The organism is Colwellia sp. Bg11-28 (assembly GCF_002836245.1).
In the GTDB taxonomy this organism is placed as follows: domain Bacteria; phylum Pseudomonadota; class Gammaproteobacteria; order Enterobacterales; family Alteromonadaceae; genus Colwellia; species Colwellia psychrerythraea_A.
In genome coordinates this window covers 163,288-179,421 of record NZ_PJBA01000018.1, presented here as the reverse complement: position 1 = coordinate 179,421, position 16,134 = coordinate 163,288, and the positions used below count along the sequence as shown (strand labels likewise).

Below are 16,134 nucleotides of genomic sequence, written 5' to 3'. Positions count from 1 at the left end.
CTTAACGATATGAAATTATCCTCCTTGTTAAATTCCGAAAACTCAGAAAAAAATCATCTTCAAATTCAACAGAGTGGCCAACGCCGTATTGATCGCATGGCGCAATCTGGCGTCGGAAAATCTTCATTATGGAGTCTCGCTGAAGTTGGTTGGACTGCAGGTCCGGTAACTTTCTTAGCGGCCCAAGGCGGATATTATCTAGGATTTGGGACTTGGTTGCCCAATGAGAATTTGATATTTTTTGTCGGTTACACCGTATTAATGGGACTGATTGCCGTCTTGGTAAAGTTCATCTACAAAGCGACAAAAGGGCAAGAACTTGATGATGCCAAAGAGCAGTTGTTATTGGTTATTGGCAGCTTGCCTGATTTCATTCTGTCGGTCAGAGATCTCACCCTAAGTCGTATGGAACCTGAGTCGAGGCGTTATGAATCGGCACGTATACTGTTGCAAAAATCGGATCTTGGTCCGCAATGGTTAACGCTTGCGGTAAATAGCATTATTGATTCACCAGTGATTGCTCAGGCCGTGGCGAATATTGAAATTTATTGGCGCGCGGGTATGTATAGTCGTATCCACGATATTAACCAGGAACTTTCAACGGAAATCTCTGCTGCCTTAGCAAGCTTAGAACCAGATCGTCCGCGATTGGCCCGGCTGTTAGAACAACGCCTCCAAGGTAAAAAAAATACTTTGCGTAGCGGTGTAGAACGAGAGCCCTTTTTTATTGAGCGTATATTTTCAGCGATTGAAGAAGATAACGAAGACATCATGGGCTTAAGCGATGTTGAAGAAGTCTTAACCTTGGCCTTTGAGCTTTTGTCTGGGCGACGTATTCCAATGCTAGTAGTTAATTGTGTTGGCTCATCGCAATTGACCATAGCGACCAAAAAATTAGAAAAAGAGCGCTCCAAATATCGCATCGCTAGAGCACGTGGTTACAGCCAGTTATTGGCGTTGGCTAACTTTTTAAGTGACAGTAATTTACTCGATTACTCCACCGTGGCTGAGCGTCTGCCAAGTAGTGACTTATTGCAAATTTGTCTCGAAACTATAGATCGGCTTTGTCAAAATATTTGCGACGATATCGAGTGCGTACAAAAGCGTGAAAACGTCGATATGCGTGCGTTAAAGCTCAATCGTAGCGTGTTGATTAAGGCGCTGGAGTTATATCAACAAGCCTATCGAAGTAGTGCTATGGTGATCAATGAACATGCTGATTTCTTAAAAGATATTAATAGCTGGCAGCGAATTAATCTAAAGTATGCCGATGCTAACACTAAGGTATCGGTCACCGGTAAGCAGGGCTTACACATTATCGAGCGGCAAATACAGTTAACGGATGCGGATAAAATTACCGTTGTTAAAAAAATAGCCCATCATTTTGATAGTCAAAGCATATTGTCAAAGGGTTTAAGAAACCGTACGCAACAAAGTAATTGGCAAGTCAGTAATCAGCATGTGCGGGCCGCAAAACAGCTGGCAATAGATTTGGCATTAGCCCTAAATCCCTGTGTTTTTATTAGTTTACCTGAAGTTCAGGGCGCTATATATTCCTCTAATGCTGTCGATTTAGGTAGCTTCGAACCTGGTTTGAGTACCACCACCAAAGTTGGCTGGGGCGAGTCGGTAGCCAAAGAAGTCAAAAAAGACATGGTTAAAGCATCTGAGCAGATAGCACAGGCGATACATAGGTACTACGGTATTTGCTTAGGGGACAAAGAACTCGACTTTATGCACCAAACCTATGGCATGAATAAAGAACATGTTATTGCCTATTATCTCGAAAATGAACAAGGCGAACAATCGAGCAATGTTTTTGAGCCTCGCTCGCCATTGATGATCCCCGAAGTTAAGTTTGCTTGGCGTAAAACGTTAACTTTGTATCGACAACATATATAACCCTGACTTAACTGATCTTATATTAGCGCCATGAGTTAGCGTCATGAGCAAATGCTGATTACCCCCATCTCTGGTCAGCTATCCAATTAACGACACCTACGCCGTTTTTAGTAAGGTAGGTGTCGCATTCTCCCAAACCACGCTATTTGCCTTTGTTAGACTGACTTTAGTTTAAATTTGCCTGTGATTGATCAGTAGAAATCTCACAGCATAGATGAGGTTAATTTAATGAATACAGATCAAGCTTTAGCGTTACATGAAAGCTCAATAATTTTCGATGGTTTAGTCATCGCAAAATGGAACCGAGATTTATTTGAAGACATGGCTAAAGGTGGCTTAACCGCTGCCAACTGTACCGTATCAGTGTGGGAAGGTTTTAAAGATACCATTGACAACATCACCGAATTTAATCAATTTTTCTGTGATAACAGTGATTTAATTATGCCTGTACATACGACTGCTGATATTGCTAAAGCGAAAGAGCAGGGCAAAACTGGCATCATTTTAGGCTTTCAAAATGCTAATGCTTTTGAAGATAAAATTGGTTATGTCGAAATATTTAAAAAATTGGGTGTTGGCATTGTACAAATGGCTTACAACACGCAAAACCTGGTAGGCACGGGTTGTTATGAGCGTGACGGTGGATTATCTGGCTTTGGTCTTGAAATCGTTGCTGAAATGAATCGAGTTGGCATCATGTGTGATTTATCTCATGTGGGACCAAAAACGTCAGAAGAAGTTATTTTAGCGTCCACTAAGCCAGTGTGTTATTCACATTGTTTACCTTTCGGACTAAAAGAACATCCGCGTAATAAAAAGGATGAAGAATTACGCTTTATCGCCGAACACGGCGGTTTTATTGGCGTAACCATGTTTGCTCCCTTCTTAAAAAATGGCATTGATTCTACGGTTGATGACTACGTTGAAGCGATAGATTATGTAGTCAATATAGCTGGTGAAGACTGTGTTGGTATAGGCACTGATTTTACGCAAGGCCATGATCAAGCATTCTTCGATATGTTAACTCACGACAAAGGTTATGCCCGTAATTTAACTAACTTTGGCACCATTATTAACCCTGAGGGCATTCGTACCTTAGGTGAATTTCCTAACTTGACCGCTACGATGTTAAAACACGGCTGGTCAGAATCTAAAATTAAAAAAATCATGGGCGAGAACTGGGTTCGCGTTCTTAAAGACGTCTGGGGAGAATAGACAATGAGTAATGTAAATAACCTGAATACCGCGAGCCACAGTCCTGATATGCCGATTTTAGTCGACAATGAGACTGGCGTTTGGACCACCGATGCTTTACCTATGTTGTATGTACCGCGTCACTTTTTTGTTAACAACCATATGGGCATCGAAGAAGAACTTGGCGCCGAAAAATACGCCGATGTTTTATATAAAGCTGGTTATAAATCTGCTTTTTACTGGTGTGAAAAAGAAGGCGAAGAGCACGGTATTCGTGGTGAAGAATTGTTTGAGCATTACATGAAACGTTTATCACAACGTGGTTGGGGCTTTTTCATAACTGAAGAACTCGATCTTGAAAATGGTACAGCAAAAGTTCGATTAGAAAATTCTGCTTTTGTTTATCAATACGGCAAGGTTAATCGCAAAGTCGATTATATGTTTACTGGTTGGTTTGCTGGTGCGATGGATCAAATTTCTGAAACCTTAGGTTACCCAGTGAAAACCGTTGCAAAACAAACACAATGTGCCGCTGAAGAGGGTTGCGATGTTGGTTACTTTGAAGTAACACCACGCTAACTTTTTATTATATACCCATGTTACCTCAAGATGCAGGATTCAGCTGGAATTAGAAATGCCTTTAGGCAAGGCATTGATTGAAGAGAATAGTTATTCTATTGTCGAAATCAATAACGTAGCTTAAAGCGTTTCTGGAGCAGCCCTACGGGGATACCTGAGCAAATCATGCTCTTCGTAGCATTTCTTTTTAAGGGAATAACCCTTAATAAAAAAATGCGCCTCGATCATGAATCGCACAGGCATCCTGAGACGTGCATCTTGAAGTATCATGGGTATAAACAGCTTTTTAAAGAACTAATATCAGGAGCTCATCATGGCGCAGTTCGATGCACTATTTCAGCCATTAAAAATTAATCAACTTACCATACGAAATCGTGTGGTGAGTACGGCACACGCCGAAGTATATGCTACCGAAGGTGGCATGACGACCGAACGATATGTTAAGTATTACGAAGAAAAAGCCAAAGGTGGGGTTGGTCTGTCAATTTGTGGCGGCTCTAGCGTAGTATCGATTGACAGTCCACAAGACTGGTGGAAGTCAGTTAACTTATCTACTGACAGAATCATCCCTCATTTTCAAAACTTAGCCGATGCTGTACACAAGCACGGCGGTAAAATCATGATTCAAATTACCCATATGGGACGTCGTTCTCGTTGGGATGGTGGTAATTGGTCAACGTTAGTTAGTCCAAGTGGTATTCGTGAGCCTGTGCATCGCGCCACGTGTAAAACTATTGAAATTGAAGAAATGCAACGCATTGTTGGTGATTATGCCAAGGCGGCGGGGCGTGCAAAAGCGGGTGGTTTAGATGGTATTGAACTGTCAGCAGTTCATCAGCATTTAATCGATCAATTCTGGAGCCCTCGGGTTAACCAGCGTGACGATGAATATGGCGGAAGTTTCGAAAATAGAATGCGTTTTGGTATGGAAGTACTACATGCTATTCGTGAAGAAGTGGGTCGTGACTTTGCTGTGGGCTTGCGCATTTGTGGTGATGAATTTCATCCAGATGGACTAAACCATGAGGACATGAAACAGGTTGCTGCTTATTATGATGCCACTGGTTTACTCGATTTCTTCAGCGTAATCGGCTCTGGTTGTGATACTCATAATACCTTGGCCAATGTTATTCCGAATATGAGTTATCCACCTGAACCATTTTTACATTTAGCCGCAGGCATTAAAGAAGTGGTTAATGTGCCGGTAATGCATGCACAAAACATTAAAGATCCTAATCAGGCACAGCGTATTCTCGAAGCTGGTTATGTTGATTTTGTTGGTATGACCCGTGCACATATTGCTGATCCGCATTTGATCGCTAAGATCAAACTTGGCCAAGTTGACCAAATAAAACAATGTGTGGGTGCTAACTATTGTATCGATCGTCAGTACCAAGGTTTAGATGTATTGTGTATTCAAAATGCCGCTACATCACGTGAATCGACGATGCCACACATCATCGCTAAAACCGAAGGAAAAGTACGTAAAGTTGTCGTTATTGGTGGTGGTCCAGCTGGTATGGAAGCAGCACGCGTTTGTGCCGAGCGTGGTCATGACGTTACCTTAATTGAAAAAAATCCAGAACTTGGCGGGCAAATCACTATTGCCTCAAAAGCACCACAGCGCGACCAAATTGCCGGTATAACCCGTTGGTTTGCTTTAGAGCTAGACCGCTTAGGAATTGATCTACGTCTTGATACCGCTGCTGATGAAGCAATGATCCGCAGCCTAAATGCCGATGTGGTTATTTTAGCAGTTGGTGGCCAACCTTTCTTAGCACAAAACCCGCATTGGGGTGTTGAAGAAGGTTTATCAGTAAGCACTTGGGATATTTTAAGTGGCAAGGTTGCGCCAGGTAAAAATGTTTTAGTGTATGACACCATTTGTGAATTTAGTGGCTTGTCAGCCGCAGACTTTTTAGCACAAAACGGTTCATTGGTTGAGATGGTAACTGATGATATTAAACCAGGTGCTGCAGTGGGTGGAACAACGTTCCCTACCTATTACCGTAACTTGTATGAAAAAGAGGTGATCATGTCCTCGGATTTAATACTAGAAAAAGTCTATCGTGAAGGCGATAAATTGGTGGCAGTGCTAGAGAATGAATATACCGGACAGCAAGAAGAGCGTGTTGTTGATCAGGTTGTGATTGAAAATGGCGTGCGTCCTGATGAAGAAATTTATCTGCAATTGAAAAGCGATTCTCGCAACAAAGGGCAAATTGATATTGAAGCACTTTATGCGGCTTTACCTCAGCCAATGTTGTCAGAAGAAGGCGAAGGCTACTTACTCTATCGCATTGGTGATTGTGTATCGCAGCGTAATACTCATGCGGCAATATATGACGCATTGCGTTTATGTAAGGATTTCTAGCTTAAGTTGCTTTTAGAATGCATACCATCGTTCTGTGCGGTGGTATGCAACTCAAGTTACATGAAAACACATCATCAAGTAGCTTGGGTATACACCTAGGATAATTAATAGGTCTTGTTATGTCATCATCCGAATTTCTTTCCCATTTTCTGTTTACCCTCATTTCGTTTGCCTTATTGCTAACGTTAGTCGGTGCAGTTAAACGTATGTTGCTGTGGTCACAGGGACAATCATCAACGATACATTGGCTTGGGTTATTACAGATCCCTCGTCGCTACTTAGTTGACTTACATCATGTCGTTGCCCGTGATAAATATATGTCCAATACCCACGTTGCTACGGCGGGTGGTTTTGTTTTGTCTTCGATATTAATCATATTGCTTTATGTCTTTCAGCTAAAACTGCAGATATTGACCTGGTCATTACTTGGCTCTTCGTTATTAATGTTTGTGGGCAGTATCTTTGTGATGATCAGACGTCGTAATCCTCCGCCTAATTTATCGTTAGGGAAATGGCAGCGATTACCAAAGAGCTTGATGATTTTTTCATTGAGTTTTTTTATCCTCACCTTACCCGCAACGGGAATATTACCGAGTGATACTGGCGGTTGGTTACTCGCACTGTTGTTAGTTGCAGGCATTATTTGGGGCATTGGCGAAATGTTCTGCGGCATGACCTGGGGCGGGCCAATGAAGCACGCTTTTGCGGGTGCTTTGCATTTGGGCTTACATCGACGCCAAGATCGTTTTGGTGGCGGTCAGTCGACGGGGTTAAAAGCCATAGATTTAAACGCTAAGAAACTTGGCGTAGAAAAGCCAATCGACTTTAAGTGGACTCAACTATTAAGCTTTGATGCTTGTGTTGAATGTGGACGTTGTGAAAATAACTGTCCTGCATTTGCTGCAGGGCAACCGCTAAATCCGAAAAAGCTGATCCAAGATATGGTCATTGGCATGGCTGGGGGCGATGACGCAAAATTTGCAGGCAGTCCTTATCCAGGCATTAAAGTGGGCACCCATAAAGGTGGTGCGATCATTCCTATTGTTAACGTATTGGTTGAAAGCGATACCTTGTGGTCATGTACTACTTGTCGTGCCTGCGTTGATGCTTGTCCTATGATGATTGAACATGTTGATGCAATAGTTGATATGAGACGTTTTGAAACCATGGAAAAAGGACAAACTCCAGGCAAGGGCAGTGAGATTTTAGAGAACCTGAGCGCAACAGATAACCCGAACGGTTTTGCTCCGAGCTCTCGTATGAACTGGGCGGCGGATCAAAATCTTACGGTGTTTGGTCATAATGAGAAAAAGCAGGAAGTCACTCAAGCCGATGTACTTTTATGGGTTGGTGACGCGGCTTTTGATATGCGTAATCAACGCACACTGCGAGCAATGATTAAATTATTACGCGCTGCTAAGGTTAATTTTGCTGTCTTAGGAGATGCGGAATGTGACAGTGGTGACTTGGCTAGACGTTTGGGCGATGAAGCGACTTTTCAGCGCTTAGCCAATAGTAATATTAGCACCATGAATAAATACAAGTTTAATACCATTGTTACCGCTGACCCGCATGCCTTTCATTGTATTAAGAATGAATATGGTGAATTTGGTGGTAACTATAACGTTATGCACCATACCGGATTCTTTGCTGAGTTAGTGAGTCAACAGAAAATTAAGTTAGATAGCAGTAAAGAACTGGCACTGACCTATCACGATCCTTGTTATTTAGGTCGTTATAACGGTGAGTATGATGCTCCTCGATTCTTGTTAGAAAGTATGGGAGTCAAAATAAAAGAAATGGATCGCAGCAAATCAACCGCCCGTTGTTGTGGCGGTGGTGGTGGCGCTCCGGTTACCGATATACCGGGTAAGCAGCGTATTCCTGACATGCGAATGGCGGATGTTATTGAGACTAAGGCTGAAATTGTTGCAGTGGCCTGTCCAGGGTGTAGTGCAATGCTTGAAGGTGTAGTTGAACCAAGACCTGAAGTGAAAGACATTGCTGAATTAATGTTAGATGCGCTCATTGAAGAGACTAGCGAAGGTGTAGTTGAAAATACGGCCGAAGTTGTGGTCGAAGACATGGTCGGAGGTGCAGTATGAGTGAATTATTCCGCCGAGACCCAAGAGCACAATGGATAGCCCGTAATCGTCTACATCCAATGCATCAAGCATTAGTTATTGGACCTGTATTTGGACCCTCAGGATTACTGCGTAAAAACCTGCATATCATAGGTTTTATTGGTCCTAATGGTCTGAAACGGATCGATCGCTCAGGGGCATCTAACGATAGTGAGCAAGGCTCACGTCGCTCAGCTACTGCAAGTGAAGTGATATTGCCATTACATCAAGTGGTAGAACCCGCATTTTATATTGTGGTAGTACTGGACTTGGTATCAGGGCGTTTGAATGGCCATGACAAAGATACACTAGGTCTGGCGCAGCAATTGGCCAATCGCAACTGTGGTAATGATAATGGTGGTGGCGCAGTAGTCGCTATTGCCTTTGGTGAGCTAAAAGATGACTCGTTAAATAAGGCGGGTGTTGATCGTTTAATCCACATTAACGATGAGCAATATGACCAATATAATCCTGAGCAACGATGTAATGACCTTCAAGGCATTATTGCTGAGTTAGATCCACAACACATCTTGTTACCCGATAGCATTAATGGTGGTGGCGATTTAGGTCGTCGCTTGGCGGCTGCATTACAACAGCGACCTGCGTGTGGCGTATGGAAACTAAATGATGACACCGTTGTTTGTCGTGGTAGTGCAGGTAAGAGAGATATTACCCGACCTTTAAGCAAGTTATTGTTGGTCATGGAAGAATGTAGCGAACCCATTAGTGAAACGCGACACGAGAATTTACTAATGTCGCAACTGCCAAGCCCATTAGCTAACGGAAAACTGCTTGATCAAGGCAATATTAGTGTTGATCCCAATGCAATACCTCTGGCAGAGGCTGGTTTTATTCTCTCCGGTGGTAATGGTATTAACGACTGGGAACAATTTCATCATACGGCAACTGTGTTGGGTGCTACTGAAGGTGCTAGTCGTGTTGCTGTTGATGATGGCAATATGCCACGTGAGCGACAGGTAGGAGCCACTGGTACTTGGGTAACGGCGCAAGTGTATATTGCAGTCGGCATATCGGGCGCTATCCAGCACATGCAGGGTATTGGTCAATGTGACAAAGTGGTAGCGATCAATACTGATGAGGGTTGTGACATGGTTAAACGTGCCGACATAAGTGCCATTGGCGACAGTACTGACATATTAGCTCGATTGGTTGAACTCGTTGAGCAAAGAAAGCTGGCCAAGCAAACAATTAATGAGGGGATGACCAATGAGTAACCATAACTTGTCGGTGATATCGTTAGTTTCTATTGGTGAACATCCAACGTCACGTCGCCCAAGGCGTGCTGAGCAAGATGCTAGAGCGATAGAGTTAGGACTTAAACTTGTAGGGGATAATTTACAAACCTTGCACGCTGGCGAATTGTCTGATGATGCTAGCCAACAAACGGCATTGCGAAGTTATCTAGGCATGGGGCTTGCGGAGATCAATCTGTTAGAAATGCCAGAAAATGCAGACGCTGTTCTGGTGATTGCTGAGTATTTGAAGCAGCAAAAAATAGATATTATATTGACTGGTGTTTGCGCTGAAAGTGGCGAATCATCGGGCATGTTGCCTTACTTATTGGCAGAGCAGCTTGGCATGGCAATGGTTACTTCGATTGCCGAGATTTTATCTATCGATGAAGTCAATAAACAAGCGGAAGTCTTACAAGCTTTACCACGTGGCCAGCGCCGTAAACTCAAAGTTGATTTACCCTTTATCGCCAGTGTTGATATGGCAGCTGCACTGCCAAGGCAGAGTGCTTTTGGCCCTGCGATGCGTGGTCAATTTGAAGCAACATTGGGTGCTAATTTCACGGATGAAGAATCTTCAACATGGCAAACAGCTGATGCCAAAAAACGTCCTAAACGTCTTAAAATAATCAAGGCGAAAACCGCAGCAGACCGCTTTAAAGCGGCTACGGCCAAAGCATCTGGCGGCGGTGGTAAAGTGGTACATGGCGTGGAAGAGTCGGCACAAGCTATTTTAGATTTACTGATCGAAGAAGGCTTGGTGTAATACTTTTCTTATTTACATTACCGTATAAGGCAGTTGTTTTATGCGGTAATTTTCTATTTAAATACCTGTCGTAATCGCTTTACGTTTTTCATCCATTTCCTAAAGAACACTCAAGGCAAACTTGCCAATATCGATGATATAAAATTAAGTTGGAGAATTCATTTTGCGCATTTCTGCTGTTTTTGGCTTGAACCAAATTGTTAGTCACGGATTTGGACTATTTCTCTTTGCTGCTTTAGTGCCGCTGATGCGAGAGTCCATTGCCATTACTAATTGGCATTTAGCCGCTATTGGCGCACTTACCCAATTGTCATACCTTGCGGGGGCGTTATTACTCGGGTTTATTGGCAATAAAGTTTGTTCTGCACGACTGGTCTTAGCCACTGGTTCACTCACCACAATATTGCTCTATAGCATGTCACAATTACAACATCCGCTAATTATTACGGTGGTACTGGTTGTGTTAGCCGCTAGTGCTGCTATCAGTTGGGGGGCGATTGTTGAAATTGTTGGACGTCACTCTAAACCTGAAAGATGTTCTACTTATTTGTCTTTTGCTTCAAGTGGCACAGCTTGGGGATATGGGCTTAACGGCTTACTTATTTTAATGGTAGTACCTACGCTAGGTTGGCAAAGTAGCTGGCAAATAGCCGCATTAGTTGGTTTGATAGTTGTTTCATTGACTTGGCGTTTATTAACAAAATTGAACCGTCAGCCATCCACTCATACCATCCCAGTACAAGCTATGATCCCAGCATCAAAACTGTTCTCTACTATTATACGAGAACGTACCGCACTGTTTGCCTGCGTGGTGAGCTTATTGCTTGGCTTTTCCACTATGCCATTTGCTAACTGGCTTAGTACTTACCTGAATGAATTACAATTACCAGCGACACTTGGCGGTTATACCTGGACTCTTGCCGGAGTAACAGGCATGTTTGCTGGCGTCATTACTGGTTGGATTGCCGATCGTACCAGCCATGCTACGGCATTAATGATTATCTTTACCGGCTTTGCGCTCAGTTTAATGGCCTTTGTTTATGATCCTACACAGTTTGCGGTTTTAGCTGGCTTTGGTTATGGACTAATGTACTTTCCTGTCTGGGGCATTTTAGCAGGTTGGATTAGGCAATCTTTCTCTTCTACTGCCACCATGCAAATTTGCAGTATCTGTATGGTTACTTTTGGCTTAGGAGGCGCTTTGGGTAATCTGTTAGCCGGATATATTCGTGACGCTACAGGGTCCTTGGAACTTGTCTATATAATAGTGACATTGACGGTAATATTAATGGCATTGCTAACGTTAATAATAATGCGGACCAGCCCAAGTAGTGATAGTAAGTTATCACTTACCGTATAGCGCTACTTTTAAAAGCTTCTGATACTTAAAGATAACGATGAACGCTTTGACCTAGTTATAGGTGTTCATCTTTAGGGTATAGGTGAAGGTATATTCGCTGATTCATAATAGCCTTTATGCCACTCAACTGATGCCAAAATCCTTACTTACAATCCCCCCATTTAAACCAACTCTGCACTATCGTCATTTTTATCGCTATTTATTATTAAAGCTGACTTTAAATCACGCCAATTTTTATAAATATCATTCATAAATGTACCTGTTTAGGAATTATTTTAAATTATTTTCAAATTTAATTATCTCAAAATCCGGACCTTTTGACTTGTCATGACACTGTGCAGCTTACCTTGATACTTCTTAAAATCGATTCAGCTAAAAAATAGTTAACGAGTAGTCGTTATTTATAACTTAACTAATGCCGACATTATGTTTGTCAAAAGCGTCGTTTTTTACGGTTTGATGTAAAAATAAGCAAATTTTTGTTTGGTTATTAGTCAATTATTATTAAATTTAGTTAGTGTGCAAATTAAATTCTCAGTGAGGATTGTCTATTTTTAGTGCGTTAATTTGATTTAAATCAAGTTTTAATAGCAGTAAATATGATTTTAGAAGCTACTTACACGCTTGACAGTTCGTTTACTAAGCATTACTTTTGTTATTAATTGAACGTTCAATTAAAAATAAGAAGAGAGTTAATATGCCGAAATTAGGTATCAAACCGTTACGCAGGCAACAGCTTATTGATGCTACGTTAAGATCTATTTCTGAGCGTGGTTTGCAAAATACTACCATCGTATCTATTAGTAAAATTGCCGGTATGTCGTCGGGGATTATCAGTCACTATTTTGGTGGTAAAAAAGAGTTAATAGAAGAAACCGTTAGTTATTTACTTGACCAATTACAGCAATCTCTTTTAGAGCGAATTACCGAAGAGAATCCACCCGCACACATCAGGCTGAATTTGATTGTTGAAGCCAATTTTACCGAATTTCAGCGTTCTATACTGGCGACTAAAACCTGGCTAAGCTTTTGGGCGATGTCGATGCATGACCCTGCAATGGCCCGATTACAATCTATCAACAGTAATCGTCTTCACAGCAATTTACTTTTCTCCTTTAAAGAGTTACTTGACCCTGAGTCTGCTGCCAACGCAGCCAAGCAAACGGCAGCGATGATTGATGGCTTTTGGCTTAGAAGTGCTTTGAGTGAAAATTCAGAACAAGAATTTATAGCAGCTGAACTGCTATGCAAAAAATTTATTAATGATGTTATTAAACAGGAGATATCGAATGCCTCTAATTAAATATAAAAACTATGTTGATGGTGCATATACAAGCAATGGCACAGGGGAAACGTTTGATGTTACGAACCCGGCAACGGGTCAGGTCATTTATCAGGTAGAAATTGCTGATGAACTGATAAAAAGTAAAGCTATCGAAAGCGCTAAGCGAGGATTTGCCCAGTGGTCTGCGATGAGCGCGACCGAGCGCAGCCGAATATTATTAAAAGCGGTCGACTTACTGCGTGAACGAAATGATGAATTGGCAGCAATCGAAGTTTTGGATACGGGTAAACCATGGCAAGAGGCTAGCGTGGTTGATGTGCAGTCGGGCGCCGATTCTATTGAATTTTTTGCCGGTCTGGCACCAGGCGTTGAAGGTAATCAGCAACAAGTAGGGGCTGATTTTTATTACACACGCCGCGAAGCTTTAGGTATTTGTGCCGGTATTGGCGCATGGAATTATCCATTGCAAATTGCTTGTTGGAAAGCTGCTCCTGCTCTTGCTTGTGGTAATGCAATGATATTCAAACCCTCTGAAGAAACACCGTTAGGTGCTCTCAAATTGGCGGAAATCTTTAGTGAAGCCGGTTTGCCTGATGGGGTATTTAACGTGCTGCAAGGAGCAGGGGATGTCGGTTCCTGGTTAAGCCATCACCCAGAGATTGCTAAAGTTTCTTTTACTGGTGAAGTGGGTACGGGTAAGAAGGTCATGGCAGGTGCTGCCACCACGTTAAAAGATGTCACCATGGAACTGGGTGGAAAATCACCGCTTATCATCTTTGATGACGCTGATGTTGATAACGCGGTATCGGCGGCGATGTTAGGTAATTTTTATACCCAAGGCGAAATTTGCACTAATGGCACACGTGTTTTTGTGCAGAAAGAAATTTATCCAACCTTTATTAAAAAACTAGTAGAGCGCACTAAAAACAACATTATTGTTGGCGACCCCATGGATCCTGAGACTAACTTTGGTGCGCTGATCTCAGCCAAGCATCAACGCTTAGTACTCGATTATATCGACCTAGGCCTAAAAGAAGGTGCGACCTTGTTGCAAGGTGGCGCTGCGCTAAACCCAATAGGTTGTGATGCTGGCTATTTTGTCGAACCCACCATATTTACTGATTGTAATGATGATATGCGTATTTGCTGTGAAGAAATATTTGGTCCAGTAATGTCGGTGTTGACCTTTGACGATGAAGACGAGGTTATCAAGCGTGCTAATGCAACTGAATTTGGCCTTGCTGCTGGCGTATTCACCCAAGACATCAGTCGTGCTCATCGGGTTATACATCAAATGCAAGCAGGCATTTGTTGGATTAATAGCTACGGACTTTCACCAGCCGAAATGCCTGTTGGCGGATATAAACTCTCGGGTATTGGCCGAGAAAATGGTCTAGCGACATTAAACCACTACACCCAAATTAAAGCGGTATACGTTGGTTTAGAACCACTCGAAAGTCCTTTTTAAAGTTGGTTTTTTAAATTTGGTCCTTTTTGAACTTACTTGGTTATAAAATTATGAAAACACATCTATATGATTACATTATTGTTGGCGCGGGCTCTGCGGGCTGTGTATTGGCTAATCGCTTGTCTGAAGACGGCAACTCAAATGTATTGTTGTTAGAAACAGGAGGCAGCGATAAAAGTATTTTTATCCAAATGCCGACAGCCTTATCTATTCCGATGAATAGCAGTAAATATGCTTGGCAATTTGAAACAGAGCCAGAGCCTTTCATTGATAATCGACGTATGCATTGCCCTCGAGGCAAGGTGTTGGGTGGCTCATCATCGATCAATGGCATGGTGTATGTCCGTGGTCATGCCCGAGATTTTGATGAATGGCAGCAGTATGGCGCTGATAATTGGGATTATGCTCATTGCTTACCTTACTTTAAAAAGGCTGAAACGTGGGCTTTTGGCGGCGATGAATATCGCGGCAACGACGGACCACTAGGCGTTAATAACGGCAATAAAATGGCTAATCCACTTTATAAAGCCTTTGTTAATGCGGGCGTTGATGCAGGGTATTTCTCCACCGATGACTATAACGGTAGTCAACAAGAAGGTTTTGGCGCTATGCACATGACGGTTAAAGATGGTGTGCGTTGTTCTACAGCTAATGCCTATTTACGTCCAGCGATGACCCGTAAAAATTTAACCGTGATCACCCATGCGCTAGTACATAAGGTATTACTGGAAAATAAAACTGCTGTGGGCATTCGTTATGAACGCAAAGGGCAGGTCCTTGATGTAAAAGTTAATAAAGAAGTTATTTTATCTGCGGGTTCTATTGGCTCGCCGCATTTATTGCAACTCTCAGGCATAGGTGCAAAGAACGTACTGACAGAAGCTGGTATTGAAACATTGCATGACTTACCTGGTGTAGGTCAGAACTTACAAGATCATTTAGAATTTTACTTTCAGTTTAAATGCAATCAGCCAATCTCCCTCAATGGCAAATTGGGCTTGTGGAACAAGTTTTTGATCGGCACACGCTGGATCTTAAATAAAGACGGTTTAGGTGCAACGAACCATTTTGAATCTTGTGGTTTTATTCGCTCGAAAGCCAATGTTGAATGGCCAGATCTGCAATATCACTTTTTACCAGCGGCAATGCGTTATGACGGTAAAGAAGCCTTTGCAGGTGATGGTTTTCAAGTCCATGTTGGCCATAACAAACCTAAGAGCCGTGGCAGCGTCAATGTTGCGTCTAACGATCCTAAAGCTCCACCTAAAATTAGTTTTAACTATCTTGAGCATGAAGAAGACCGTGCTGGATTTAGAGCCTGCGTGCGTTTAACGCGAGAAATTATTCATCAACCTGCGCTTGATGAGTACCGCGGTGAAGAAATTCAACCTGGCGCTCATATTCAAACCGATGAAGAGATTGACGCCTTTGTACGTTCAGCAGTGGAGAGCGCCTATCACCCATCATGCTCATGCAAAATGGGTGTTGATGACTTGGCCGTGGTTGATCCGCAAACCAGAGTCCGAGGTATTAAAGGCTTACGTGTTGTTGACTCATCAATTTTTCCAACCATTCCAAATGGAAATTTAAACGCGCCAACTATCATGGTAGCGGAGCGTGCTGCTGATCTCATTCGCGGCTTGGATACGCTCGCCCCATCGAATGAAAAGGTAGACATTACACCCAACTGGCAACAGCAACAGCGCCCTAGGGAGGCAACACGAAATATAAAATAACCACCTGAAATATATTACAAAACTTTAAAATTAATTAAAAATAAAATAAAAACTAAACATTAGTTAAGGAGAAAAGTATGAATTATTTAAATCA

11 protein-coding genes are annotated in these 16,134 nt (G+C 42.4%); all 11 read left to right on the top strand.

Annotation, left to right across the window (positions count from 1 at the left end; genetic code table 11):
• The first annotated feature begins 9 nt into the window (after positions 1-9).
• Positions 10-1,902, top strand: a complete 1,893-nt coding sequence (locus CXF79_RS18130; RefSeq protein ID WP_101157015.1) for a hypothetical protein — start codon at positions 10-12, stop codon at positions 1,900-1,902.
• A 228-nt stretch (positions 1,903-2,130) separates the two neighbouring features.
• A complete protein-coding gene (locus CXF79_RS18125) occupies positions 2,131-3,117 on the top strand; it encodes a dipeptidase (protein WP_011044763.1) in 987 nt (328 codons plus the stop codon).
• 3 nt (positions 3,118-3,120) lie between these two features.
• Positions 3,121-3,675, top strand: a complete 555-nt coding sequence (locus CXF79_RS18120; RefSeq protein ID WP_101157013.1) for a 4-vinyl reductase — start codon at positions 3,121-3,123, stop codon at positions 3,673-3,675.
• Positions 3,676-3,988: 313 nt separating this feature from the next.
• Positions 3,989-6,049 carry a dimethylglycine demethylation protein DgcA gene (dgcA, locus tag CXF79_RS18115; RefSeq protein ID WP_011044761.1) on the top strand — a complete coding sequence of 687 codons (2,061 nt, stop codon included), beginning with the start codon at positions 3,989-3,991 and terminating at the stop codon, positions 6,047-6,049.
• Between the two features lie 119 nt (positions 6,050-6,168).
• Entirely contained in the window at positions 6,169-8,154 is a 1,986-nt protein-coding gene (locus CXF79_RS18110; RefSeq protein WP_101157011.1) for a (Fe-S)-binding protein, read from the top strand.
• Positions 8,151-9,407 (top strand): electron transfer flavoprotein subunit alpha, encoded by a 1,257-nt coding sequence (etfA, locus tag CXF79_RS18105; RefSeq protein WP_232769243.1) that lies wholly within the window; start codon positions 8,151-8,153, stop codon positions 9,405-9,407. Before CXF79_RS18110 ends, etfA begins: the two co-directional genes overlap by 4 nt.
• On the top strand, positions 9,400-10,191 hold the full coding sequence (gene etfB, locus CXF79_RS18100) for an electron transfer flavoprotein subunit beta (protein WP_101157009.1): 792 nt from the start codon (positions 9,400-9,402) through the stop codon (positions 10,189-10,191). Before etfA ends, etfB begins: the two co-directional genes overlap by 8 nt.
• A 163-nt stretch (positions 10,192-10,354) precedes the next feature.
• Positions 10,355-11,551, top strand: a complete 1,197-nt coding sequence (locus tag CXF79_RS18095; protein ID WP_101157007.1) for an MFS transporter — start codon at positions 10,355-10,357, stop codon at positions 11,549-11,551.
• A 697-nt stretch (positions 11,552-12,248) separates the two neighbouring features.
• Positions 12,249-12,854 carry a transcriptional regulator BetI gene (gene betI, locus CXF79_RS18090; RefSeq protein ID WP_101157005.1) on the top strand — a complete coding sequence of 202 codons (606 nt, stop codon included), beginning with the start codon at positions 12,249-12,251 and terminating at the stop codon, positions 12,852-12,854.
• Positions 12,841-14,304 (top strand): betaine-aldehyde dehydrogenase, encoded by a 1,464-nt coding sequence (gene betB / locus CXF79_RS18085; protein WP_101157003.1) that lies wholly within the window; start codon positions 12,841-12,843, stop codon positions 14,302-14,304. Before betI ends, betB begins: the two co-directional genes overlap by 14 nt.
• Before the next feature lie 50 nt (positions 14,305-14,354).
• Positions 14,355-16,040 carry a choline dehydrogenase gene (gene betA, locus CXF79_RS18080; RefSeq protein ID WP_011044754.1) on the top strand — a complete coding sequence of 562 codons (1,686 nt, stop codon included), beginning with the start codon at positions 14,355-14,357 and terminating at the stop codon, positions 16,038-16,040.
• Positions 16,041-16,134: the final 94 nt, after the last annotated feature.

Bases quoted from the DNA above. Each gene is read 5' to 3' on its own strand.
- CXF79_RS18110 (WP_101157011.1), top strand. From the start codon at position 6,169: ATGTCATCATCCGAATTTCTTTCCCATTTTCTGTTTACCCTCATTTCG.
- etfA (WP_232769243.1), top strand. From the start codon at position 8,151: ATGAGTGAATTATTCCGCCGAGACCCAAGAGCACAATGGATAGCCCGT.
- dgcA (WP_011044761.1), top strand. From the start codon at position 3,989: ATGGCGCAGTTCGATGCACTATTTCAGCCATTAAAAATTAATCAACTT.
- etfB (WP_101157009.1), top strand. From the start codon at position 9,400: ATGAGTAACCATAACTTGTCGGTGATATCGTTAGTTTCTATTGGTGAA.
- betA (WP_011044754.1), top strand. From the start codon at position 14,355: ATGAAAACACATCTATATGATTACATTATTGTTGGCGCGGGCTCTGCG.
- CXF79_RS18120 (WP_101157013.1), top strand. From the start codon at position 3,121: ATGAGTAATGTAAATAACCTGAATACCGCGAGCCACAGTCCTGATATG.
- betB (WP_101157003.1), top strand. From the start codon at position 12,841: ATGCCTCTAATTAAATATAAAAACTATGTTGATGGTGCATATACAAGC.
- CXF79_RS18125 (WP_011044763.1), top strand. From the start codon at position 2,131: ATGAATACAGATCAAGCTTTAGCGTTACATGAAAGCTCAATAATTTTC.
- CXF79_RS18130 (WP_101157015.1), top strand. From the start codon at position 10: ATGAAATTATCCTCCTTGTTAAATTCCGAAAACTCAGAAAAAAATCAT.
- betI (WP_101157005.1), top strand. From the start codon at position 12,249: ATGCCGAAATTAGGTATCAAACCGTTACGCAGGCAACAGCTTATTGAT.